Source organism: Congregibacter brevis (genome assembly GCF_045689245.1).
In the GTDB taxonomy this organism is placed as follows: Bacteria; Pseudomonadota; Gammaproteobacteria; order Pseudomonadales; family Halieaceae; genus Congregibacter; species Congregibacter brevis.
The window spans coordinates 829,327-852,003 of sequence record NZ_CP136865.1 but is presented as its reverse complement, the minus strand read 5'-3'; the positions used below and the strand labels follow the sequence as shown (position 1 = coordinate 852,003).

Below are 22,677 nucleotides of genomic sequence, written 5' to 3'. Positions count from 1 at the left end.
AGTCTTAAGCGTGGACCTCAAACTCTGCCCACAGTGGCGCGTCAGAACTCCCGCCGATCCAAACGTGGAATTGTCCTGTCTCTGTTATCAACTGCATATCACGATTGTAGAATGCCAGATCATCTGTGTGCAGGTGAAAACTAATCCTCTGACGCTCGCCTGGCTTTAAGCGAATGCGTTTGAATCCTTTTAGCTCTTTTACCGGACGCGTGACATTGCCAACAAGGTCTCGCACATACAATTGCACGACCTCCTCACCAACATAACTACCCATGTTCACAATATCGGCTGAGACATCAAGACTTTGACCGAGTGCTATGGAGTGATGGGAAGTCGTGATTTTGACGTATTGGAATCGTCCGTATGAGAGACCAAACCCAAAGGGAAACAATGGTTTAAATCCGGCATCGAGATGAAAAGAGGTCATGCCCAGAGATGTCTGAGGTGCTCTCGGAGGAACCTCGTCAATATCAATGCAGGTCTCATCAGTGGCGGGACGGCCAGTATTCTTCTGCGCATAGTGGATGGGCACCTGCCCCACCACCCTAGGAAAGGTAACCGGTAATTTGCCCGAAGGAGATTCCAATCCAAAAAGTAAATCCGCAATGGCTGGACCACCCATAGTACCTGGGTGCCAGGCATAGAGCACGGCGTCAGCATGCTCAAGAATAGGCTCTATGGTCAACGGACGGCCCGCCATGATGACAACCACCACAGGTTTTCCCGCACTCGCCGCAGCTTCGATCAGTGCCGTTTGATGACCGGGCAAGTCGATGGAAGCTCTGGAATGGGCTTCTCCAGACATAAACGCTTCCTCGCCAACAATGACAACCGCAGCATCTGATTTCGTAACGGCCTCAATCGCTTCGGCAAAGCTGTCTTCACTTGGAGCGCGAGTGGTTGCGAGGCTCTTTACGTAGTTGATTTCGGTCGTGCGCCCAATCAGTTCAGTGATTGCTTGCAGACAGGTTACGGAGTGGGATGCTTCGCCATCAAAAACCCAAGTGCCCATTTGCTCAAAGCCGTCATCTGCAAGAGGCCCAAGCAGCGCGATAGCGTCTAACTTTGACGGCAGTAGCGGTAAGGTCTGATCCGCATTCTTCAGAAGTACACAGCTCTGCATCGCAGCTTGCTTGGCTGCTTTCAGATTTGCTTTATTGAGGAGCTCAGGGTGTTGAGATGGGTCCGTATACGGTTGCTCGAACAGCCCAAGTTCAAATTTCAACCGCAGTATGCGTTCCACCATGCGGTCTATCTGTTCCAAGCTTATCTTGCCTTGATCCACCATATTTTCGAGATGGTCTCGGTAGGAAGAACTTGCCATTTCCATGTCAATGCCGGCCATGGCAGCTTCATAGGCAGCCTGCTCGTCATCGTGGGTGAACCCGTGAACGCTCATTTCTACAATGGATTCCCAGTCGCTGACCACCATCCCCTGATAGCGCCACTCTTGCCGGAGAACCTGATCCATCAGCCACTGATTGCCCGTAGCTGGGACCCCATTAAGGTCGCAAAAAGCAGACATAAATGTTGCAACGCCAGCGTCAGCTGCGGCTTTAAAAGGCCGAAGATGGACATTGCGCAGTTCGTTCTCCGGAATATTAGCGGTGTTGTAGTCCCGCCCCCCCTCTGCAGCGCCATAGCCGGCAAAATGCTTCGCACAAGCAGCGATGGAATCGGGTGCCGTGAGGGTCTCGCCTTGGAACCCGCGAACCATTGCGCTCCCCAGCTCGCCACAGAGATAAGGATCTTCACCCAGAGACTCTGCAATTCGCCCCCAGCGCGGATCACGGGTGATGTCGATCATGGGCGCGAAGGTCCAGTTGATGCCGGCGCGTACCGCTTCTTCCGCACTGATACGGGCCCCGGCTTCGACAATCGCCGGATTCCAACTTGCCGCTTGCCCAAGGGGAATGGGGAAAATCGTTTTGTAGCCATGAATAACGTCACGACCGACCAGCAGGGGAATGCCTAGTCGACTCTCCTCCACCGCTATCCGCTGGAGCTCGTTCACGGTCTCCACGTCGGGCTCGTTTAGCACAGATCCTACCCGGCCCTGTCGAATACTCTCAGCAAGCTCATCTGGGATCCATCCACCCCCTGCTTGAAGCTGACTCATCTGACCGATTTTTTCGTCCAGGCCCATGCTGTTGAGCAGGTCGCGGACGCGACCGTGACCGATTCCGTTCTGTCGATCATTATTCACAACAAGCTCCGGGCTACTCTCGCCGCGCATAGTTTGCTCTCCATGATATTCTCGAATTTGTGCCGAGGCGATGCTGCCAACCGATCGCCGCCACGCAATGAATCTTCACTGGCTTCGCTGTCGACTAAAAATCGCAGGAAAAGCTATGCCATCGTTGAATGACGTGAAGATATCGTTGTTGTTTTTGAGAACAACAGATTTCGGCTGAAGTGGGTCAACATTGCGCCAAAACGGACTGAATCCAGGACAGGGCACAACTTTATGCCCCCTGTATCAGCCTGGAGCTCCGTGTCGATGGCCCTCAGACACCTCTGTCCGCCCTGTCCCGAGGGAAGTCCTTTTGGGCGCATGGTTGTTGTACCTTCACCGCTGAGCCATAAGATCAGTGGGGAGTTGCAGCGGCATGTTGCATCCTGCTGTTACGCTTACAGCAACAGTATAAGAACATAAAATAGTAGGGTGTCTATGACTACCGAAAAACTCTCGTTTCGAGAGAAGTTGGGCTACGGACTGGGCGATACCGCCTCCAACTTTTTCTTTCAGGTTTTTAATCTCTTTCTCATGTACTACTACACCGATGTGTTCGGTTTGCCACCCGCTGCCGTAGGGGCGATGTTCTTAGTGACAAAAGTTATCGACGCCGTCAGCGACCCCATCATGGGCTTGATCGCCGATCGCACCAACTCTCGCTGGGGAAAATATCGCCCCTATCTGCTTTGGGGAGCGGTACCTTATGGAGTCTGTGGCTACCTCATGTTTGCGGGTTCACCAGATATGTCGCCCACAGCCAAGTTGGTATACGCATATGTGACCTATACGTTGATGATGCTCGCTTACACGATAATCAATGTTCCCTATTCGGCTTTGATGGGCGTTATCTCTCCCTCGTCGATTGAACGTACAAAAGTAGCCGGTTACCGATTTATCTGTGCCTTTGCAGCCGGGTGGATGATCGCGACCTTTGTTGGTCCATTGAAGGAGTTGTTAGGTGGGGGAGATGAGGCGACCGGCTTTCGAATAACAATGATAATTTTTGCCGTATTGTCGGTAATCCTTTTTTGGACGACATTTGCAACAACCAAAGAAAGAGTTGTTCCGCATAGAGTGAAGACCGACGTGCGCTTAGATATCAAGACACTCTTATCGAATGGTCCATGGGCGATTTTATTTGCCTCCGCAATCGTCACATTAATGAATATTGCGGTGCGCAACGGGTCACTGCTTTATTACTTCAAGTATTACGTCGGCGATGATGGCACCCCGTTGCTTCTTATCTTTGACAAGACCGCCGTGTTCTTGTCTTTGGGACTCATCTCTATGATCGGGGGTATTCTTCTCACCCGGTATCTTGCCCAGCATTTCGAGAAACGCATCTTGATGATTGCGCTGACCCTGCTTAACGCGCTCAGCATGGCGGCATTTTTCTACATCCCACCAGACCAATACTGGCTCATGGTAACTGTTAACTGCATCGGATCATTTCTGATTGGCCCCACTCCAGCTTTGGTTTGGTCCATGTACGCTGACTGCGCAGATTATGGTGAGTGGAAGAGTGGTCGACGCATCACGGCACTGGTTTTTTCCACGGTGCAATTTGCTCAAAAAATGGGCTTAGCAGTGGGCGCAGGTCTACTGGGAATTGTTCTGGGCAGCTTTGGCTTTGTAGCCAACGAAATACAGTCCGAAACTTCGATGATGGGAATTCGGTTAATGTTTAGCATCCTGCCGGCAGCACTGGCGATTTTAGGTGCTGCGTTTATCTTCTTCTACCGTATCGATCAGCAAACCATTGTCGAAATGGAGGAGGCTCTGGCCCAGCGCCACGAGGATTCTGCGGTTGCATAGACGCCGATCGATTGTTTCTTTATGGCATGAGTAAGTGAACCAGCCGTCAGTAAACTCTGTGCCTGCGTTTTTTCGTGAAGATCGTCTTACACGGTTTTGGGTGCTACAGCTAGCTGGGTGGACTTGCCTCTCCATCGTTAGCTATTTCAGTCTCAATCTTTGGTACGACCAGCCCGATGCTGCTTACATCGGGCATAACGTCGTTCAATCGCTTTTAGGAATAGCGCTCTCTTGGCCCCTGCGATACGTCTATCGCAGGGTTTGGGATGACTCTCTTATCGTCCGGATCGTTTATATCTCAATCGCCGTATTGATTTTTTCTGGATTGTGGTCGCTATTTCGCCTCGCATTCTTTCAGTGGATGACCGGTACTTCCGGGCTGTGGGCTGATTTTGGCGGCTGGCTATTCCCGTCAATCTTCATTTTTATGTGTTGGACTGCTCTTTACCACGGTTTCAAGTACTACCGGCTGGTAGGTCAAGAGCACTCAGCGCTACTGCAAATGGAGTCCGCCAAAAACCTAGAGGCGAGTCGAGCTGCCCGTGCCGAAACGTTGGCCCGGGATGCGCAGCTTGCAATGCTTCGCTACCAGCTAAACCCGCATTTTTTGTTCAATACGCTCAATGCCGTGCAGAGTCTTGTGGCAACACGGCGAAATGCACACGCGACGGGAATGATTTCCGCGCTCAGTGAGTTTCTTCGCTACTCTCTCTACACTAATTCGGGAGAATTTGTTTCTGTTGAAGACGAAATAGCAGCGATAAAGCTGTACCTGGAGATCGAGAAGATTCGCTTTGGTGACCGACTTGTGGTCACGATAAATGTCTCCCAGGATGTGCGGAGCCAGCAACTTCCCAGCATGCTACTGCAGCCGTTAGTAGAGAATGCGATCAAATATGGTGTCGCAAGATCTGCAAAAGGGGGCACACTACATGTGGACGCCTACTCTGATGCAACGCATCTGTGCATTGATGTCGTTGACTCGGGAGCAGAAATGAAGGCTCGGGAGGCTATCGGTGAGCCGGGTGTCGGGCTCAGCAATATCCGCCAACGCCTCGAAGTCTGTTACTCGCAAGATTACGATCTGACCCTGCACCGACTGCCAGAGGGCGGGGTTCGAGCGGGTGTGCGAGTGCCCTTGCAACGTATCGAAACGGTGAATTGATAATGCGCGTGTTAGTGGTAGACGACGAGCCCTTGGCAGTGGAACTCTTGATAGAACTTCTGAAGACCAGCCCAGAAGTCGAAGTTGTCGCTTCTGCTTCTGATGGGCGTCAGGCGGTGGCGGCTATCGCCAGCCACAGACCGGATTTGGTGTTACTCGATATAGAGATGCCGGGCAAAGACGGCTTTTCAGTCGTGGAGGCCTTACAAGCAGATGATTACATGCCCTTAATCATTTTCGTCACCGCTTTTAATCAATACGCAGTGGAAGCTTTTGATAAGAATGCGATCGACTACATCTTAAAACCCATTGACGAAGAGCGACTACAAAGAGGGTTGCGGAGAGCCCGGGAGCGTCTTCTTGACGCTTCAAAAGCAAGGTTATTGCGAGCCATCACAGCTGCTGGACAGCAGGAGGCTAAAGGCGCCCGATCAGTTCAAGATGCCCTCGATAGTTACTCTCACGCCGTCGGTCGTTTACCCGTACGTCAGGGCGACAAAGTAAAGCTTCTTGAGCTAGACGAAATCGATTGGGTCGATGCAGCAGGAGATTACATGTGCGTTCATTCGGGGGGAGAGACTCACATATTACGATGTACGATGAAGCAGCTTTCAGAACGCCTAGCGCTCGGACCCTTTGCTCGAATTCATCGCTCTACTTTGGTGAATCTGAATCGAATTGTGAAGATTACCCCCCTGAGCAAAGGGGAATGTCTACTGCATCTTGATGAGGACACGCGATTGAAAGTCAGCCGAAATTACAGGGCGGCAATCCAGCATCTTCTGGCGTAAGTCCGGCCGAGCGCCGCGAAAGCCCCTCTTATCGCAGCAGATCTATGAAGAAACGCAAAGCTGTGCGAACGTGCAAACGCAAAGAGTTACCTGTGGCAGCGAAGGCACCGTGGACCAAACAATTACCTTTTCCCAGCGTTCTTATCGGCATACTGGAGTCGGATGCCGGCGGCAGAGACAGCGCTGGCTGAGCTTTCTTTATGGACCGCCTTTATCGCTAGCGTGGGGCTGGATCTGCCGTATGTTTTTAGTCATCGCAGCCAGCGCCAGCGCCAGCGGCTATGCGAGTAAAGAACAGTTGCCAGCTCTTCCAGAGACAGGTTTTTCGGAACAAACAGTATGGGCGCTGAATGTGGGTGGTGCGCACTTTGAATCTCGAGCAGGAGAAGTCTTTCTTGCTGACGATTGCTCTCAAGGCGGTGCGCCTTGCGCCCAGAGTAATCAGATCCTACGAACCCAAAATCCCTCGCTCTACCAAAGTTTTCGAGAGGGCCATCAGCGCTATTCCCGCCCTATCCCAAATGGCATCTACAGTGTTGCGCTGTTCTTTAATGAAGCGTCCGAGGAGCAAGGCTCTGATCGGATTTTTGATGTGCTAATAGAAGGGGCTACGGTTCTTAAAAGCTTCAACGTATATCAAGTTGCAGGCTCTGCCACCGACGTTGCGGTAACGCGCACAATCGCAGATATCGAAGTTACAGACGGGACGATCGATATTGAGTTAGCTTCACCTTCAAGTAATGCCGTACTGAGTGGGTTTGCGGTACGAGCCTCAAGCTTTGCGGTAGGTGACTGGCAGATCACTTGGTCTGATGAGTTTCTTGGCCCTAAGCTGGATACGGAGGTTTGGACACCGGAGCTCTGGGATCCAGCACACGTCAACAATGAGGACCAGACTTACACTCAAGAAGCCAAGAACCTACGACTAGAAAATGGCGTGCTGGTCATGGAGGCACACCACGAGGGCGATAGGACCCCCAAGTATTCGTCTGCGCGAATTCACTCCGCGGCACAACAAGACCTAACCTATGGCCGCGTCGATATACGCGCAAGGGTACCTGAGGGACAAGGGCTGTGGCCTGCATTGTGGCTCTTTCCCACTGACCCCTATCGCTACGCAACAAAGTGTAGCGCTCAAGACGCTGAAGTTAACGACAACGCTCGCTGTGATGCCTGGCCAAACTCCGGCGAGATCGATCTCATGGAACATGTGGGACACGAGCCAGGCATTGTTCATGGCACAGTCCATACTAGGGATTACTACTTTAAATTGGGTAATCAGATAGGGCAGTCAATTCTTCTGCCCGACCTGGGCGAAGAATTCCATACCTACAGCCTAGTGTGGGGACCGAGCGCTTTAGGGATGTACGTAGATAGTCAGCGCTATTTCACCTACGTCAACGACGGAGAAGGGTTTGGGCAATGGCCCTTTGATCACGCCTTTCATGTCATTCTGAATCTGGCAGTCGGTGGCGACTGGGGACGGGCTGGAGGCCCGGTCGATAACAGTGTTTTCCCCCAGCGTCTTGAGGTGGACTTCGTGCGGCTTTACAAACCGCGTACAACCGGAATGTAGTAAGACTATGGGGTGCACAGCGTACTCGAACGTTTGGAGCGGATACGCGAAATCCATTGGTCCATTAGCTTGAACACATACATCCGATAGCTCTAAACACACGACAAGCTCAGCTGCTTACGCGTCTCCGTCACGATCCAAAAAACGATACGCAGCAAGACTTCAAGATGAAAACAGCGGGAATAGCCGCAAGTATGTGTCAAAGGGGCCGCCTCAGAGGCCACTCCTAAAGAGAGAAAAAATGATTGAACTCAATAGCACCGTCGCGAAGGTTACTCAGGACATTGAAGAGCGCAGTCGTGGAACAAGGGAGGACTATCTGGACCTCATGGCGCGGAGCCGTGATATGCGCCCCCAGCGCGGGCAGCTATCCTGCGGTAACTTAGCCCATGGCTTCGCGGCCTGTGGCGATGAGGACAAAAGTCGTATTCGACTGATGGAATCCTCAAACATTGGCATCGTCACTTCATACAATGACATGCTTTCTGCTCATCAGCCTTACGCCGAATATCCGGAAAAAATCAAATCCTACGTCCGAGCTGTGGGAAGCACGGCTCAGGTCGCGGGGGGCGTACCCGCAATGTGTGATGGGGTGACGCAGGGCCAGATCGGTATGGAGCTGTCGCTTTTTAGTCGCGATAACATTGCGCAGTCTACGGGAATCGCACTGTCGCACCACATGTTTGACGGCATTGTGTGTCTAGGTATTTGCGACAAGATCGTGCCCGGGCTAATCATGGGTGTTTTGCGTTTCGGCCACTTGCCCGCAGTGTTTATTCCCGCGGGGCCCATGCCATCCGGGCTTCCCAACGCCGAAAAGGCTCGAGTAAGGCAGCTGTTTGCAGAAGGTAAAGTCGGTCGCGAGGATCTCCTCGAGGCGGAATCAGCCTCCTATCATAGCGCGGGTACCTGTACTTTTTATGGCACCGCCAACACCAATCAGATGGTAATGGAGGCCATGGGATTACAGCTGCCCGGGGGTTCTTTTGTTAACCCGGGGACGGCCCTTCGAGAGGCGCTTACGCAAGAGGCCTCCGAGCTGATTACCCGCATAACGGCACAGGGCCGTGATCCGCGCCCCCTCGCAGAGGTCATCGATGCGCGATCCTTCGTCAACGCCATCGTCGCGCTGCTTGCATCGGGAGGGTCGACTAATCACACGATTCATTTGATAGCCATGGCGCGTGCTGCAGGCCTGATTGTTAACTGGAATGACTTTGCGGAGCTGTCGTCAGTGGTTCCCCTTCTCGCCCGGGTGTACCCGAACGGACAAGCGGACATTAATCATTTTCACGCGGCGGGGGGGACTGGGCTTCTCTTTCGCGAGTTGTTAAATGCGGGCATGTTTCATGGGGACGCCAGAACTGTCTGGGGTAATTGCTTCAAGGACTATACGCAAGAACCCTATCTAGATGGCAAACAGCTGGCATGGCGATCTGCGGCTGAAAGAAGCCTGGATACGGACGTGTTAACTACGGTTGAAACCCCATTTTCTCCGGAAGGTGGCCTGCGATTGCTCAAAGGCAATCTAGGTCGTGCCGTTATTAAGGTGTCTGCCGTAAAGCCCGAACATCGCAAGGTCACAGCCCCCGCTGTCGTAATTGATAACCAAGGAGCGCTCATTGAAAAGTTCGAAAATGGCGAGTTGGAGCGGGACTGTATCGTGGTCGTTCGCTTTCAGGGCCCCAAGGCAAATGGTATGCCTGAGCTTCACAAGCTTACGCCTTTACTTGGCTCCTTACAGGATAAGGGCTTTGCGGTTGCATTGGTGACGGACGGTCGAATGTCGGGGGCTTCCGGCAAGGTGCCGGCGGCGATTCATGTGACTCCAGAGGCAGCTATGGGCGGCCCTCTGGCGAGACTGAAGGATGGTGACATACTGACCTTGGATGCACTGACAGGCACGTTGCGCTGCGACCATGAAAATCTTCACGAGCGACCCATGGCAATCGCTCCCACGGGCAGTGAACACGGCGTCGGTCGTGAGTTGTTTAGCGTATTCAGACAAGTGGTCACAACACCTGAGGCCGGCGCGACGGTTATATTTGGCGAGGAGTTCTAATGGTGGCCAAACCTTGGCATTTGTTGGCTGACATTGGTGGAACCAATGCACGCTTTGCCCTCGGCGATGTCGGTAGCGGTGAGATTCACATTCCCTTAACGGTTTCGGTATTGGATCACCCGACGTTTATGTCCGCCTTACAGATGTATCTTTCCTTCGTTGAGGATTCAGGTGACTGGGAAAAACGGCCCGTAGACGGTTGTTTAGCCGTAGCTTGTCCAACTGACCGCGAGCATGTGACCTTTACGAACAGCGACTGGGTTATCGATCGTGAGAATCTTGGCTTTAGTCTGGAAATACCGCGCCTTAAGATCATTAATGACTTTGAGGCTATCGGCTATGCCGCCGCAAGTTTTGCGGTGAACGATTGGGAGCAAATCGGTGGCGGTGAGTCGCGGCCCGATAAAGCTCTTACGGTACTCGGCCCGGGCACCGGGCTGGGAGTCTGTGGCGTTTTACCGACTACGACCGGAGTAAACGTGTTACCCGGCGAGGGCGGGCATGTCGACTTTGCACCGGTAGGGAAAGAAGAAACTGAGATTATGCGCCTACTGTTAAGCCGTTATTCTCGCGTATCGGCGGAGCGTCTACTTTCGGGTACTGGGCTACAAAATATCTACTGGGCATTAACTCAACTTCATGGGGAGCCACAGCGCCACGCCACACCTGCGGATATCAGCGCTTCAGCATTAGTGGGCGATGATCCCGTTGCCGTTGAAGCGCTCGCTGTGTTCTGTCGTGTGCTTGGCAGCGTGGCGGGTAATCTAGCGCTGACTTTTGGGTCTCTAGGGGGTGTTTACGTCGCCGGAGGCATCGCCCCACGTATTCTCGAATTTTTACGTGGCAGCGATTTTCGAGAGCGTTTCCTTGCCAAAGGACGATTCCGAGAATATCTGGAAGACATCCCTACACGAATCGTCGTCCGTAACGACCCAGGCCTTTTTGGCGCTCTCAAATTTCTCCAAAGCAGACACTCCTGATGACACATTACGGTAAAGGTTTTTCCCAGCTGTTGGCAGGGCTCGCGCACGCTAATTGCGATTTAAATCATGCAACGAAGCTGATCAAGCCTCGGGTTGCTCGCGATGTCTCCCAGCTCTACCGCCTCTTGCGCAGGGCGAGCCGTCAGCCCGTAATGAGCGAAGCAACGCGCGAGGTTATCACGGCGATCGATCTCCGCACCGAGCACACTCTGAGTAATTCCTTTCTGAAACTAGGCCGAAATGGCGTGACCGCGGTAGCGAGCGATGCAGCGCCCCGCGCGTCAGTACTCGGAGCCAAAAAGTGAACGGCTTCTCCCGTTCTAAAGAGGATGTAGGAATGGATCTTTTGATATTTGGCGCCAGGGGCGACCTGTCGGCACGCAAGCTTTTTCCAGCGCTCTATCATCTGGACAATGTTGAGTTGTTGCCGGCAGACCTCCGTATACATGCTCTTGCCCGGGAAGATATTTCCGTAGAGGCCTTCCTTAACGATGTAAAAGTCCGAGTGCGCAAGTATGTAGACGATAGCCACTGGTCTGAGGAACAGTGGACAAGCTATGCCGCGCGGTTTGTGTATCACCGTATTGATTTCAGTACTTCTGACGGCTTTGTCACCCTAAGCGAGCTGCTCTCACCTGAAAATCCGGCGCTGTTTTATCTCGCAACGCCCCCGTCATTGTTCGGTCCGATCTGTGAACATCTTGGTGCAACGGGGTGCCTCAAAGGTGACCGTCGCTTACTGCTTGAGAAACCCATTGGGCACGATCTGGAAAGTTGCCGGGCGGTTAACGACACCGTGGGCGAGTTTTTTGAAGAAGACTCTATCTATCGTGTTGATCATTATCTGGGCAAAGAAACAGTCCAAAACCTTTTGGTGATGCGCTTCGGCAATCGTTTTATCAACACACAGTGGGATCAAGGTTGTGTGGATCATGTGCAGATTACTGTTGCCGAGCCTATCGGCATAGAAGGCCGCTGGTCCTATTACGACGGCGTTGGGCAGCTCAGAGACATGGTGCAGAACCATCTTATGCAACTACTCTGTCTTGTCGCTATGGAGCCACCCAACTCGATGACCGCCGAGGGCATTCGCGATGAGAAAGTGAAAATCGTTCGCGCGCTGCGGCCGATTAACGAAAGTAACGTTCGGGACCATGCCGTTCGTGGCCAATACGCGGCCGGATGGTTACGCGGAGAAGCAGTGCCGGGATACCTCGAAGAAGAAGATTGCCCTACCGAAGACAGCCAGACGGAAACCTACGTTGCATTAAAAGCCCTGATTGATAACTGGCGATGGGCAGGCGTTCCATTTTATCTGCGGACTGGCAAGCGTATGCCTGAAAAGCTTACGGAGATCGTGATTACCTACAAAGCACTCCCGCACAATATCTTTGCGGAAGCAGGTAGTGAGGATGTACCGAATCGTCTCGTCATAAGATTGCAGCCGAATGAAGGCATAGAAATGCAGATGGTCTCTAAACAGCACAGTTTGCGGAACAAGATGGGGCTCGTGACGAAACACCTCAATCTGGACTTCCTCGGCTCCGCCGAACTCGATCGTATTCCGGATGCCTATGAGCGACTTCTCCTTGATGCAATCAACGGGGACCAATCACTGTTTGTGGGGCGCGAAGAAATCGAGGAGTCCTGGCGCTGGTGTGATGAGCTAATCGATGCCTGGCAGGTTCGTGCTCCAACTTTGCAGCGCTATCAGGCTGGATCTTGGGGGCCCACTAAGGGCGAACTACTCATTGAAAAAGACGGAAGGAGCTGGCATGTCTAAATCTCAGTTTTTCAACTTCGCAAGTCGTAACGACCTCGACGCGCAAATGAGCAAAGATGTTGAGCGTCAACTGATTGAGGGGATAGAGCTTCGTGGTAAAGCGACCCTCGTGGTGTCGGGCGGCAGCACCCCCAAAGGCTTTTTCCAAATGCTGTCGCGTAAGGCCATTGACTGGTCCAGAGTTACCGTGACGTTGGCAGATGACCGCTGGGTACCGCCCCATCACGAAGACAGCAATGATCGCCTCGTGCGAGAGAATTTGTTGCAGGGCCCCGCCAGCGTCGCTCGTTTTATTCCTTTGGTTAACGACGACGCTCACCCTCGAACAGCGGCAGCACTCATGAGCGACCACATTGCAGAGCTGGGTACCGTAGATGTGATGATTCTGGGCATGGGGGGAGACGGACATTTTGCGTCGCTGTTCCCCGACAGCGACGCACTAGAAGCTGGTTTGGACTTAGCCAATGAGGATACGCTTATTGCAGTGGACCCACCCGTTGCTCCCCATGCGCGAATAAGCATGACCTTGTCGCGAATTTTAAATTCGCGACAACTGATACTGCACATCGTCGGTGAAGAAAAACAGGCACTCCTTAGAACTGCGGATCTGGAGGCAGCCCCTGAGATTCTCCCGATTGCGGCCCTGATGACTCAGGATTACCTACCGGTAAACGTGTACTGGGCACCCTAGGGAATTGTAAGCGCCCTTTTTGGGTGATGTTTCTGGTCTCGCTTTCGCTGTGCACGTCGCTCTTGTCCATGGATCTGCGTGGAACCGGTGTCCCGACATTTAGAGCCGAAATCACAACAATCTGAGTTCAAAATCACTTGTTGAAAGCTTCGCATTCCGCTGGCGGCACCTGCAGGCATTTGCTACCGTCGAAGCCGCATAAACAGGGGCATTAAATGAGTTTTGTTGGGGAGCTACATCGTCGCAACGTGGTTCGTATGGGTATTGCCTATACAGTGACCGCGTGGCTCCTACTGCAGGTGACTGATGTGGTCATGCAGAACATCGAAGCGCCGCCCTGGGTGATGCAAGCCCTGTTGTATTTGCTTGTGGTTGGACTTGTTCCGACCCTGCTGTTTGCCTGGGTATTCGAGCTTACGCCGGAAGGAATTAAGCGCGAATCCGAGATTGCTAACGGTACCTCGGTGGTTCATCAAACACGACGCAAGCTCGATACCCTGATTATTCTGGTGTTGGTAGCCGCGGTCGCTTACCTGTTCTGGAACGGAAAACGGCCTAATGAATCACCGCCGGACGAATCGACTGCCATAGAAAGCGTCAAGGCTGAAGACGATTCACCCGGCATGGCGCGGCTGCGGGAGCAACTCGCAGCCGCCGACAAAAGCAACACAAGCAGTACCACTAACGATGTCGCCAGTAAGTCCGTCGCGGTGTTGCCCTTCGTAAACCTTTCGTCAGATCCTGAACAGGAGTACTTCTCTGACGGCGTCTCCGAAGAGCTACTCAACGTGCTTGCCCAAATTCCTGCGCTGCGGGTAGCGGCGCGCACCTCGTCTTTTCAGTTTAAAGGCGACAATCGCGATATCAGTGAGATTGCCGAGGTGCTTAAGGTTAACCACGTGCTCGAGGGGTCCGTGCGCAAAGCGGGTACTCGACTGCGTATTACTGCGCAGCTTATCGAGGCGCAGAGCGGCTATCACCTGTGGTCCAAGACCTACGATCGCGAGCTCGAAGATGTGTTTGCTATTCAGGACGAGATTTCTCTGGCCATCGCAGAGGCGCTAAAAGCCGAGCTGGCACTCAACGATGATGGGCGAGCTCTGCTCAGTCGTGAGACGGCCAATACCCCAGCCTACGAAGCGTATTTGAAGGGTCGGGGTTTGATCAATCAGCGAGGCAATCAGGCGATCACCGCAGGGGTGCGGGAGCTGGAGCGCTCTGTGCGCCTAGACGCAAACTTTGCGCCGGCTCGGGCCCAGTTGGCCATTGGTATTGCGCTGCTGCAGTCTTCGGCGGGTGCTTATGGCGATCTAAGCGCGGACGAAGTAAAGCAGCGCGCCGGAGAGCAAATCGCAGCGGCTGCGGCGCTTGATGATGATTTTGCGGAGCTTTGGGCTGCGCGGTCGATAATGGCGGCGGTCCAAAATGATGCCGAGCGCGCCCTGGAATATGCCGAGAGCGCGTTGGCGATTCGTCCTAACTACGCCGACGCACTCACCTGGCGTGTAAATGCGCTTGGTGATCTGGGTCGTTACGCAGAGTCTTTCGCGGCTCGCGAGGAGTTGCTTGATCTTGATCCTTTAAGCGTTGTTGGACGGCTCAATGCGGTGACCACGCTGAGATTTACGGAGCCGGAGCGTGCCACAATCGTGGCGAAGTCCCTTGCTGCGCAATCACCCTGGGCCAGCCATCTTGCTCTAGCTCGAGTGTACGTGGCTCAGGGTGAGGTTGATCTTGCTCTGGAACAGTTTTTACTTGCCTATGCAGCGGATGCTTCAGACTTGTTCAGCAATCTGCTGTTGTCATTTCTTTACAGTGAACTGGGACTTATTGATGAGGGCTTACGGGTCGCACGAGAGGCTCAACCCTGGGTGTGGTTGTTTGCAGGTCAGTTCGATAAAGCTGAGGGTAGCCTGCGCGAAGCGCTTGCTCTGAATCCAGGAGATCTGGAGTTAAGGAGTGGCCTGGGCAGTGCGCTCTATTATCAGGGGCGTTATCAAGAGGCCGTTGCTATTTGGCAAACGACGCTGGTTCCTTCGGTGTTTGGGGAGATTGTGTTCAGCTGGGGCGGGAACTTACCCACAGCGCAGTTTGTGTACTCTCTCCGGCAGTTGGGCGAATATGAAGCTGCAGAGCCCTATTTGAGCGCGCTGGACGCGCATGAGAGCGCTTCCGGCGAGCTGATCCAGAACAATGCCGGCTGGCAGTGGGGACAGGGGCTGATCGCGGCACTACACAATGATCGCAAGGGCGCCATTGCAGAATTGCAACTGTCCGTCTTTAACGGGATGAGGGATCCTACGCAATTGCGAGAGCCCATATTAAGTGGCCTGTTTGACGAACCTGCCATGCAAGTCATGCGAGAAACCGTGGCAACGCGCAATGCGCAAAATCGCGAGAAAGCACTGACGCTCATTTGTAAAAACAATCCCGTGCCAGACAGCTGGCGGCCTTTGGACGCGACCTGCGCGGGGTTTTAGGTCCAGGCGTTGTTAGTCACGGCGCGCGGCTTAGGCAGTGGCATCGTCCAACTGCACCCAGCCACGAATCGGCTCCAGATAAACAAAGCGTTTGCCGATGGAAGTCACCGGCCGCAAATCACCGTGGGTCGCGGGGTCGTAGTCTTCTAGTCCCTCCAGCGCTAAGGCATTGGCCATAGGTTCTAGGGGTTTGAGCGTTGCGGGCAACTCGTTGAGATGAAGCTCTTCGGCCTGCCACAGCATGCCGTCACGCTCTACCGGCGACGCTCCGTTGTAGTCTTCTCTTAAAAACACCGCAGATGTGCCCGCCATGCGTTTGTATCCCAAAGTCGTCACGCGTTATTCCTCATCTTGAGAAGCTCTAATCAGTGAGACGATGGTAGGAAAAATAGAGCGCTGGGGCTTTGCGATAGATCAAGGGAAGAGAAGATGTAGTGAAGCGCACAGCCACAGGCTACGGGCTATCTATAGGACTGATTACACCCATCGCGCCCCTACCGAGAACATGTGTATAGATTTCTGTTGTCTTTACATCAGAATGCCCCAGTAGTTTTTGAATAGTGCGAAGGTCGTAGCCTTGTTGCAGGAGCCGAGTGGCAAAACTGTGGCGAAAAGTGTGGCAACGGACCAGCTTAGTGATGCCGCTTTTTGTTCGTGCTTTGCCAACTGCTTTGCGCAGGCAGGACTCATGTAAGTGATGTCGCCTTAGTACTCCTGAGCGCGGGTCTGCGCCGATGCGTGTTGCGGGAAACACAAATTGCCACGCCAGCTCTTTTGCGGCTGACGGATATTTACGTGCAAGCGCGTAGGGCATGTAAACCTCGCCAAAGCCATCCTCGATGTCTCGCTGGTGAAGCTTTTCCACCTGCTGTATTTGCGCCTTCAACACCGTTTTTAGCGAGAGCGGCAGCAGGGTTACCCGATCCTTGTCACCTTTGCCCGACCGAACCGTGATGGTGTTTAGTTCAAAATCGAGATCTTTGATACGCAGATTTAGTAGTTCATTTAAGCGTATGCCGCTGCCATATAGCAGCTCGACCATCAATCGATAATTGCCTGTCAGCTGCTCTAATATCTGGCTCACCTCATGATGGGTGAGTACAACGGGAAGGCGGCGTTTAGGGTTAGCCTTTCGATAATTCAAAAGTTCAAGCTTGATCCCCATGAACTTGACGAACAGATAGACCAAAGCATTAAGCGCTATACGCTGAGTAGCGGGCGAACACTGCCGCTCGTTACCCAAGTAGCTCAGATATTGCTCAACATGTGTCGCTGACAGCTGCTGAGGGTGTTTTTTGTTATGAAAAACGATAAATCTACGGATCCAATGTATGTAGGTTTTTTCGGTTTTCCAGGCGTAGCCTGAGTCACGCATATGGCGTCGAAGCTGATCCATGAAGCGGACCGGCTGCTGTGGCACTGAGGGACGAATGTCGTCCATTGATGGCTTAAAATCACTGTACATTCATACAGTATAGTTCGCATTGACGACTATGGAAGACCGTTTTTCAGCGGCCACGCGCGAAATAGTGAGTTAAATTTTACGGTAAGTCGTTGATTATATTATTTTTTATGGAACACGCGAAGTGGTTGAATTTGATGAATCTCAATAAAGAATCGGCACGTTGAACAGCGCTTGCTAAAGTGTTGCGTCGGCCATAGGCTGATTTACTTGAAGAAAACTATGGTTGCGAGGTGAGCACGTGGAAGTATTCGGCGGACTGTTAAATCACTTGGCACAGTTAAGTAGCTGTTAGGTGTCTGGAGGCATAGTCGTGAACTGGGAAGCAATTGCCGCCACGAGCGAAGTAGTCGGCGCGATCGCAGTAGTCGTATCGCTGGTATACCTCGCGACACAAGTCGCAGTAAGCAACCGATTAGCGCGCGCCGAAGCGTGGCGCGTACCTAACAGCGATCTCAATTCGTTGAATGCTGCCTTTGCCACCGACCCTGTTTTTCGAAGCGCCCAGTTCAAGCTCTACCATCAAGGAGTTGACCGGTCCGGTCTCAGTAACGATGAGTGCGTGGCTATAGATATGTATATAGTTTCGGTGCTTAACATTTACGAACAGATATACCGTGAAGTTCGGGAAGGGACTCTGAAGGAGTACTCTATCCGAGACTTTGGAGCTAGCTCCATATTGGATCTGTTGTATTTCCAAGAGAGTTGGTCACTCTACAAACCTTCGCTTGGCGCTAGTTTTGTTGAGTACTTTGAATCCAACGTAATTTCTAAGAGTGAACGTGGCGACACTTAACAAGTTAGGGCAGTTCGCTCCCTTCGGTCGCCGGACGTCCAAACTGCTGCCTAAAGCGTTAGGAGGATTGATATGCTAGATACTCTGGGAAACTTGGGAGATTTCGTTGGTGGTATAGCGGTCCTTATCACACTGATCTACCTTGCGATTCAAATTCGGCAGAATACCGCCCAGGTTAAGATCGCAAGCGATATTGCCAGGACGGACACATATGCAAGATCTGTAGATTCCTTTTCGCAGTTCAGGAGTCTTCTAATTTCTGATCCAGAGATGGCGGATATTTATTTGCGAGGTAGTCGAGAGCTGGGTTCGCTCAGCCCTGCAGAGAGCATTAGATTCTATCTCATTCTTCAGCAGATATTTCACACCATACAAGCAACAATCGAAAATACTACTGCCACCGGTACACAAGTAGAGAATCCGATACACTTCTATAATTTGGATGTCTTGTTAGAACAGCCAGGAATTCGGGACTGGTGGGTACTCGAAAATACACGCTATGAGCCAGATTTCGTTGCTTTGTTGAGTAACCAATTGGAGCAGCCCGAGTGATCCCCCTAACAAGTAGAGGCTGCTGGGACACCGCAACCGCTGCGCGCTTTCGGCGCTCCAGCTGTGAGCGTTATGCGTCTCTAAGAAGTATCGCCACCGCCATTTTCCTGCTTTACGTGGGGCCCATGTTCGCGGGCGAATCACCAGCCGAGCGAGTCTCAGCCTATCTAGTCGCGTTTAACGGTGGGTTAGATATGGAAGAGGTTAGCGCCGAATACTGGCTTTCGGAAATGGTTCTCAACCCTGGCGAGCAACCTCCTATTCACCTTTCTAGATCGGCTTTGGCGCAGCAGTTTCAACGTTTGCGTCTAGGACTTAGGGAGGCAGGTTGGGTTCGAAGCGAGGTAGGCGAAACTCTGCAGTGTAAGCTCAGAAAAGACTTCGCTTTAGTCAGCGTTTCGTATTCCCGAGTCTTTGAGGACGGTACTAGGCGCCCCGGCGCAGCACTTTACACTTTGGGCAAGGACTCATCCGTATGGAAAATCTCATCGATCAACGTCATCGACGAAGTTCAACGGTTTGCGTGTAGTGATGAAGACGCATAACAGGGCCAGGCAAGCCACTTCGTTGGACGTCAAACCCGCGGTTTGCCGCCCATGCTAGCGGCGTTAGGTGTCTGAAGTCATGACCGAAAGTCAGCTGATCGAAATAATCTACATTAGCGCCGCCAGCGCCGAAGCGCAGTTCGAATCTTGGATGGCGGTGACCATTGCACTGGTAGTGGCCGCTTATACTGCAGGCTACAGATTGAATTCGAAAGTAAGATACATGATCGCATTTTTGTATGTATTGATCTGTGTGTTGTTCTACCTCCGCTATGACAATGAGCTTTACGCGATAGGTATACATATCCAACAACTCCGTGAAATGGGCTCTGATTTTGGGGCCAAAAACATAGCATTGATGCGAGTAATTCGATCAATGGTGGTTATAGGCGCAACAACACTTGCGGTGGCTCTCATAGTTAGTCCTCGTCTTGGAGGGCAAGCAAGCGATGACACCTAACAAGTCAAGGCTGCAAGGGCGCTTCGCGCCGGGACGGTCAAACCGCTGCGCGGTTTGCCGCCCCAGCTTGAAGCGTTAGGTGGCCGACATCGGAGCGGAGGTTCAACGTGTCTGAGTTTGAAATCAATGTTTTAGAACTTAGTCTAGGAGAACTCCTAACTTCTACTATTGACAACCTTTATACGGCGATTTCGATTTTTCTAACTCTCGTTACCGCATACCTCGTTTCAGTCTTTGTCGCAAACATGAAACTGTCCAAATTGCAGTTCGGTATCGCGACAACGCTCTATTCACTGGCATACCTATTTGTATCGTTAGCGCTTCGCGGAAACGCAGAAGCCGCTATGTATCTCGCGAGGAGGCTCAGGGAGGCGGAAGTATCTGTTTCAGGTAGTGACGCGGCCGACTATGCATGGGCTTATTTAGGCGCAGCAATTCTTGTCTTTGTTTATACAGCTACTATCTGGTTTGCATTTACAGTTCGGTCAAAGAATAGCAATGGAACGTAAGCCACATAACAATTACGGGCTGTACGCTCCCTTCGGTCGCCGGACTCCTTACCGTCCGCTTCGCGGCCGTCCAGTCGCCCGCAGCCGTAAGCGTTACTAGGCATTGGAGATGTCGTCGCATGCCTGCAATCCATGAACTAGAGACAAAGCGTCTTCTGCTAAGGCAATGGAGTCCGTCGGACCATCCGGCTTTTGCAGAGATGAATGCATGCCCGGAGGTAATGGAGTACTTTCCCAGCACCTTGACCCGTTCTGAGAGTGATTCACTCGCGTCAAGGATTAGTAAATCGATTGCCGAGCGAGGGTGGGGGCTTTGGGCCCTTGAAGAAAAGCAGCACGGTACTTTTTTGGGTTTCACGGGGCTTAGTCAAACACCGGAGTTATTGCCGTTTGATTCAGCTATTGAAGTAGGCTGGCGTCTATCCAAGCAAAGCTGGGGCAATGGGTACGCAACGGAAGCAGCGACACGCGCGCTGGAGTTTGCGTTTGATGAGCTAGGAATTGCGGAAGTCGTGTCTTTCACATCTACCACAAATGTCAGATCTCAGGCAGTAATGCTCCGCATCGGTATGTCAGACACTTGTAAGAACTTTGGTCATCCATCTGTCCCCGTGGTGAGTGATCTTCACCAACATGTGCTCTACCGAGTTACCAAAGAGCAGTGGCGAGCGGATGCCTAATTACAAGGCCAGGCAAGCCGCTTCGTTGGACGTCAAACCTGCGGTTTGCCGCCCATGCTGGCGGCGTTATGTGTCCCTTTAGTTATGAAGAAATCCGCAGCGATTGCCACTGTTATTCTGGCGCTCGTCCTCGCAGCTCTTTCCGTGCCTGACTATGCTGAGCTGACCCCTGAAAGCGAGTTCGCGCTTTTCGCTATCGCCTGCCACATAGAGGCTCGCGACTCCATTGAAACTGCCCTAGCGAAGTACAAAGTGTTCAAACTGGAATCTGCTTGCAGTCACGAATCCATTAGCTCGGACATCCGATCAGACGGCGCTCATGTCCTCAAGTCTGAAGAACTTGGTTATGAGATGATCTTTACTCCGCACGCAGAGGGTGAGGGTTTTGTATGGTCCTGTCGCGCTACACCTGAAAAGTTGACCCCTGAGCCCTGCCGTGAAGACACATAACCAGACAAGGCTGTTCGCCCTTTTGGGGCCGGATGGCAAAACCGCTGCGCGCTTTTGCCACCGCAGCTCGCGGCGTTATGCGTCAGCTCTGTGTATTCAGTTCGCCAGCGGTATGGCACAAAATGACTAGATTCTTATCTTACGGAGCAGGGCGGTGACGGAATACGAGAGCGCCATACTGGCACTTGAAACGGCCCAAGGAATCCGCGCGCAAGTAGCACTAGTTCAAGCGCAAGCGGAGCTTGTGGGTAACGGTGGTTTGGCCGCTTTTACATTTATGTCGGGCTATATCATCGTCGCGTACTATGCGGCCGCTAAGCTCTCTAGATCACAGGTTGCGCTGTTGAATCTCCTATACGTTCTTGGAATGGCATTTACCATGCTTTCCACGTACACAGCCCATGCTGTTGGTACGCTTCATTATACAAAGCTCCTCGAAATTGACCCAAGCAGAATTCCCATTCCTTACTGGTCTCAGAGCACAACGATGGCACATATTGTTTTTCTAATTGTTTGTACTCTTGTATCACTCGCATTTTTTTACTCGTTTCGATTGGTAGACCAAGATCATTCCACTAACTGAAAGGGAATCAACTTGTAGGCGTATGCCGCATAACAAGTGCGAGCAGTACGCTCCCTTCGGGCGCCCGCTGCTTAAAAAGTTATGTTTCGTAAAATGGAGAGCAAATGGAAATGCATAAAGGGTCTTGTCACTGTAATGCTGTCCAATTCGAAATCGAGAGTGACTTTCCCGAATTGACTACATGTGATTGTTCTATCTGCGTAAAGAAAAATGCGCTTATGATTAGAGTTCATGAAACCTCCATGAGAATTGTCTCCGGCAAAGAAAATCTAGCTACTTATCAGTTTCATACAAATACTGCCGAGCACTATTTTTGTAAGACTTGCGGTATCTATCCATTTCACAGAAAACGAGTTACACCTGATTACTATGGTGTAAATGTGTTCTGCCTAGAAGGTTTTAGTTCTGAAGGTATTCCGGTTCGGGCCACCGTCGGCGCAGGAATGAAATGATCAGCGTAAAAACTCGTAACAAGCGCGGTCAGCCGGAAAACCGGGACGATGCTTCACAGCTCAAGCCCAGTTTTCGCTGCGGCGAGCGATAGGTTCCGAGTGCAGTTACGAAACGCGAAGATCAGTGAGTCTGAAGAGCTCTCTGAAATTGCCAGAGAAGCCAAATCCTACTGGGGTTACTCCGCATCGGATCTTGCAAAGTGGGAGGCCGAATTGCAGATTTCTGAATCCTCTATTGCCGAGCAATTGACCTTTGCGGTTCAAATGGGCTGCGATCTAGCAGGCCTTTTTCAGCTGAAATCGGATGAAAACGAGATCGATCTTGAGCATTTTTGGGTAAAGCCTAGTTTTATCGGTAAGGGCGTTGGTAAAACGATGCTTCAGCATGCGTTGCAAATCGCGTCGAGTCTGGGAGCAAGTGAGATACACATTGATGCTGATCCAAATGCCGAGGGTTTCTACACATCCCGTGGTGCGGTTCGCGTTGCTGAAGTTCTCGCGCCAATAGCGAGTCAACCCACGCGTGTTCGGCCACAAATGGTATTGCGCACGAATGCAACCTAACAATCCTTAGCAGCCGCTACGCTGAGACGTCATAGCCGCTAC

Annotated in this window: 23 protein-coding genes; 20 read left to right on the top strand and 3 right to left on the bottom strand. The window is 52.2% G+C overall.

What is annotated here, in order from left to right; translation table 11 throughout:
• Positions 1-4: 4 nt before the first annotated feature.
• Entirely contained in the window at positions 5-2,236 is a 2,232-nt protein-coding gene (gene bglX, locus R0137_RS03805) for a beta-glucosidase BglX (protein WP_407328669.1), read from the bottom strand.
• Positions 2,237-2,671: 435 nt separating this feature from the next.
• On the opposite strand from bglX, the gene R0137_RS03800 reads away from it, so the two are divergent.
• The 11 genes from R0137_RS03800 (at position 2,672) to R0137_RS03750 (ending at position 15,582) form a co-directional block, all read left to right on the top strand.
• A complete protein-coding gene (locus R0137_RS03800) occupies positions 2,672-4,051 on the top strand; it encodes an MFS transporter (protein ID WP_407328667.1) in 1,380 nt (459 codons plus the stop codon).
• A 34-nt stretch (positions 4,052-4,085) separates the two neighbouring features.
• A complete protein-coding gene (locus tag R0137_RS03795) occupies positions 4,086-5,216 on the top strand; it encodes a sensor histidine kinase (RefSeq protein ID WP_407328665.1) in 1,131 nt (376 codons plus the stop codon).
• A 2-nt stretch (positions 5,217-5,218) separates the two neighbouring features.
• Positions 5,219-6,007, top strand: a complete 789-nt coding sequence (locus R0137_RS03790) for a LytR/AlgR family response regulator transcription factor (RefSeq protein ID WP_407328663.1) — start codon at positions 5,219-5,221, stop codon at positions 6,005-6,007.
• Positions 6,008-6,051: 44 nt separating this feature from the next.
• Positions 6,052-6,198, top strand: coding sequence for a hypothetical protein (locus tag R0137_RS03785; protein WP_407328661.1), 147 nt, complete (start codon positions 6,052-6,054; stop codon positions 6,196-6,198).
• 50 nt (positions 6,199-6,248) lie between these two features.
• Positions 6,249-7,583 carry a malectin domain-containing carbohydrate-binding protein gene (locus tag R0137_RS03780; protein ID WP_407328659.1) on the top strand — a complete coding sequence of 445 codons (1,335 nt, stop codon included), beginning with the start codon at positions 6,249-6,251 and terminating at the stop codon, positions 7,581-7,583.
• Positions 7,584-7,824: 241 nt separating this feature from the next.
• Entirely contained in the window at positions 7,825-9,645 is a 1,821-nt protein-coding gene (gene edd, locus R0137_RS03775; protein ID WP_407328657.1) for a phosphogluconate dehydratase, read from the top strand.
• Positions 9,645-10,625 carry a glucokinase gene (gene glk / locus R0137_RS03770; protein ID WP_407328655.1) on the top strand — a complete coding sequence of 327 codons (981 nt, stop codon included), beginning with the start codon at positions 9,645-9,647 and terminating at the stop codon, positions 10,623-10,625. The genes edd and glk overlap by 1 nt, the downstream gene beginning before the upstream one ends.
• The gene (locus R0137_RS03765) at positions 10,625-10,933 is read left to right on the top strand and encodes a hypothetical protein (protein WP_407328653.1); all 309 of its coding nucleotides are present in this window, start codon (positions 10,625-10,627) and stop codon (positions 10,931-10,933) included. Before glk ends, R0137_RS03765 begins: the two co-directional genes overlap by 1 nt.
• A 32-nt stretch (positions 10,934-10,965) precedes the next feature.
• Entirely contained in the window at positions 10,966-12,411 is a 1,446-nt protein-coding gene (gene zwf / locus R0137_RS03760) for a glucose-6-phosphate dehydrogenase (RefSeq protein WP_407329963.1), read from the top strand.
• Complete coding sequence (pgl, locus tag R0137_RS03755; protein WP_407328652.1) at positions 12,404-13,102, top strand: 6-phosphogluconolactonase; 699 nt, start codon at positions 12,404-12,406, stop codon at positions 13,100-13,102. Before zwf ends, pgl begins: the two co-directional genes overlap by 8 nt.
• Before the next feature lie 215 nt (positions 13,103-13,317).
• Entirely contained in the window at positions 13,318-15,582 is a 2,265-nt protein-coding gene (locus R0137_RS03750) for a tetratricopeptide repeat protein (RefSeq protein WP_407328650.1), read from the top strand.
• A gap of 30 nt (positions 15,583-15,612) precedes the next feature.
• Here the strand turns inward: R0137_RS03750 and R0137_RS03745 are convergent, their stop codons facing one another.
• Positions 15,613-15,918: a hypothetical protein gene (locus R0137_RS03745; RefSeq protein WP_407328649.1), complete on the bottom strand. Its 306-nt coding sequence runs from the start codon at positions 15,916-15,918 to the stop codon at positions 15,613-15,615.
• Positions 15,919-16,036: 118 nt separating this feature from the next.
• A complete protein-coding gene (locus R0137_RS03740; protein ID WP_407328647.1) occupies positions 16,037-17,047 on the bottom strand; it encodes an integron integrase in 1,011 nt (336 codons plus the stop codon).
• 310 nt (positions 17,048-17,357) lie between these two features.
• Here R0137_RS03740 and R0137_RS03735 point away from each other — a divergent pair, with 310 nt between their 5' ends.
• The 9 genes from R0137_RS03735 to R0137_RS03695 all read left to right on the top strand — a co-directional run bounded on the left by R0137_RS03735 (position 17,358) and on the right by R0137_RS03695 (position 22,635).
• Complete coding sequence (locus tag R0137_RS03735; RefSeq protein WP_407328646.1) at positions 17,358-17,840, top strand: hypothetical protein; 483 nt, start codon at positions 17,358-17,360, stop codon at positions 17,838-17,840.
• 72 nt (positions 17,841-17,912) lie between these two features.
• Positions 17,913-18,392, top strand: coding sequence for a hypothetical protein (locus R0137_RS03730; RefSeq protein WP_407328644.1), 480 nt, complete (start codon positions 17,913-17,915; stop codon positions 18,390-18,392).
• Positions 18,389-18,937 carry a hypothetical protein gene (locus R0137_RS03725; RefSeq protein ID WP_407328642.1) on the top strand — a complete coding sequence of 183 codons (549 nt, stop codon included), beginning with the start codon at positions 18,389-18,391 and terminating at the stop codon, positions 18,935-18,937. The genes R0137_RS03730 and R0137_RS03725 overlap by 4 nt, the downstream gene beginning before the upstream one ends.
• A 79-nt stretch (positions 18,938-19,016) precedes the next feature.
• A complete protein-coding gene (locus R0137_RS03720; RefSeq protein WP_407328640.1) occupies positions 19,017-19,397 on the top strand; it encodes a hypothetical protein in 381 nt (126 codons plus the stop codon).
• 107 nt (positions 19,398-19,504) lie between these two features.
• Entirely contained in the window at positions 19,505-19,906 is a 402-nt protein-coding gene (locus R0137_RS03715) for a hypothetical protein (protein ID WP_407328639.1), read from the top strand.
• 119 nt (positions 19,907-20,025) lie between these two features.
• Entirely contained in the window at positions 20,026-20,586 is a 561-nt protein-coding gene (locus R0137_RS03710; RefSeq protein ID WP_407328638.1) for a GNAT family N-acetyltransferase, read from the top strand.
• A gap of 84 nt (positions 20,587-20,670) precedes the next feature.
• Positions 20,671-21,036 carry a hypothetical protein gene (locus R0137_RS03705; RefSeq protein WP_407328636.1) on the top strand — a complete coding sequence of 122 codons (366 nt, stop codon included), beginning with the start codon at positions 20,671-20,673 and terminating at the stop codon, positions 21,034-21,036.
• A 687-nt stretch (positions 21,037-21,723) separates the two neighbouring features.
• Positions 21,724-22,071: a GFA family protein gene (locus R0137_RS03700; RefSeq protein WP_407328635.1), complete on the top strand. Its 348-nt coding sequence runs from the start codon at positions 21,724-21,726 to the stop codon at positions 22,069-22,071.
• 48 nt (positions 22,072-22,119) lie between these two features.
• Positions 22,120-22,635 carry a GNAT family N-acetyltransferase gene (locus R0137_RS03695; RefSeq protein ID WP_407328633.1) on the top strand — a complete coding sequence of 172 codons (516 nt, stop codon included), beginning with the start codon at positions 22,120-22,122 and terminating at the stop codon, positions 22,633-22,635.
• Positions 22,636-22,677 lie beyond the last annotated feature (42 nt).

Coding starts and splice junctions, on each gene's coding strand:
- bglX (WP_407328669.1), bottom strand. CDS start 2,236: ATGCGCGGCGAGAGTAGCCCGGAGCTTGTTGTGAATAATGATCGACAG.
- R0137_RS03800 (WP_407328667.1), top strand. CDS start 2,672: ATGACTACCGAAAAACTCTCGTTTCGAGAGAAGTTGGGCTACGGACTG.
- R0137_RS03790 (WP_407328663.1), top strand. CDS start 5,219: ATGCGCGTGTTAGTGGTAGACGACGAGCCCTTGGCAGTGGAACTCTTG.
- R0137_RS03785 (WP_407328661.1), top strand. CDS start 6,052: ATGAAGAAACGCAAAGCTGTGCGAACGTGCAAACGCAAAGAGTTACCT.
- R0137_RS03780 (WP_407328659.1), top strand. CDS start 6,249: ATGTTTTTAGTCATCGCAGCCAGCGCCAGCGCCAGCGGCTATGCGAGT.
- edd (WP_407328657.1), top strand. CDS start 7,825: ATGATTGAACTCAATAGCACCGTCGCGAAGGTTACTCAGGACATTGAA.
- glk (WP_407328655.1), top strand. CDS start 9,645: ATGGTGGCCAAACCTTGGCATTTGTTGGCTGACATTGGTGGAACCAAT.
- R0137_RS03765 (WP_407328653.1), top strand. CDS start 10,625: ATGACACATTACGGTAAAGGTTTTTCCCAGCTGTTGGCAGGGCTCGCG.
- zwf (WP_407329963.1), top strand. CDS start 10,966: ATGGATCTTTTGATATTTGGCGCCAGGGGCGACCTGTCGGCACGCAAG.
- pgl (WP_407328652.1), top strand. CDS start 12,404: ATGTCTAAATCTCAGTTTTTCAACTTCGCAAGTCGTAACGACCTCGAC.
- R0137_RS03750 (WP_407328650.1), top strand. CDS start 13,318: ATGAGTTTTGTTGGGGAGCTACATCGTCGCAACGTGGTTCGTATGGGT.
- R0137_RS03740 (WP_407328647.1), bottom strand. CDS start 17,047: ATGTACAGTGATTTTAAGCCATCAATGGACGACATTCGTCCCTCAGTG.
- R0137_RS03730 (WP_407328644.1), top strand. CDS start 17,913: ATGCTAGATACTCTGGGAAACTTGGGAGATTTCGTTGGTGGTATAGCG.
- R0137_RS03720 (WP_407328640.1), top strand. CDS start 19,017: ATGACCGAAAGTCAGCTGATCGAAATAATCTACATTAGCGCCGCCAGC.
- R0137_RS03710 (WP_407328638.1), top strand. CDS start 20,026: ATGCCTGCAATCCATGAACTAGAGACAAAGCGTCTTCTGCTAAGGCAA.
- R0137_RS03705 (WP_407328636.1), top strand. CDS start 20,671: ATGAAGAAATCCGCAGCGATTGCCACTGTTATTCTGGCGCTCGTCCTC.
- R0137_RS03700 (WP_407328635.1), top strand. CDS start 21,724: ATGGAAATGCATAAAGGGTCTTGTCACTGTAATGCTGTCCAATTCGAA.
- R0137_RS03695 (WP_407328633.1), top strand. CDS start 22,120: ATGCTTCACAGCTCAAGCCCAGTTTTCGCTGCGGCGAGCGATAGGTTC.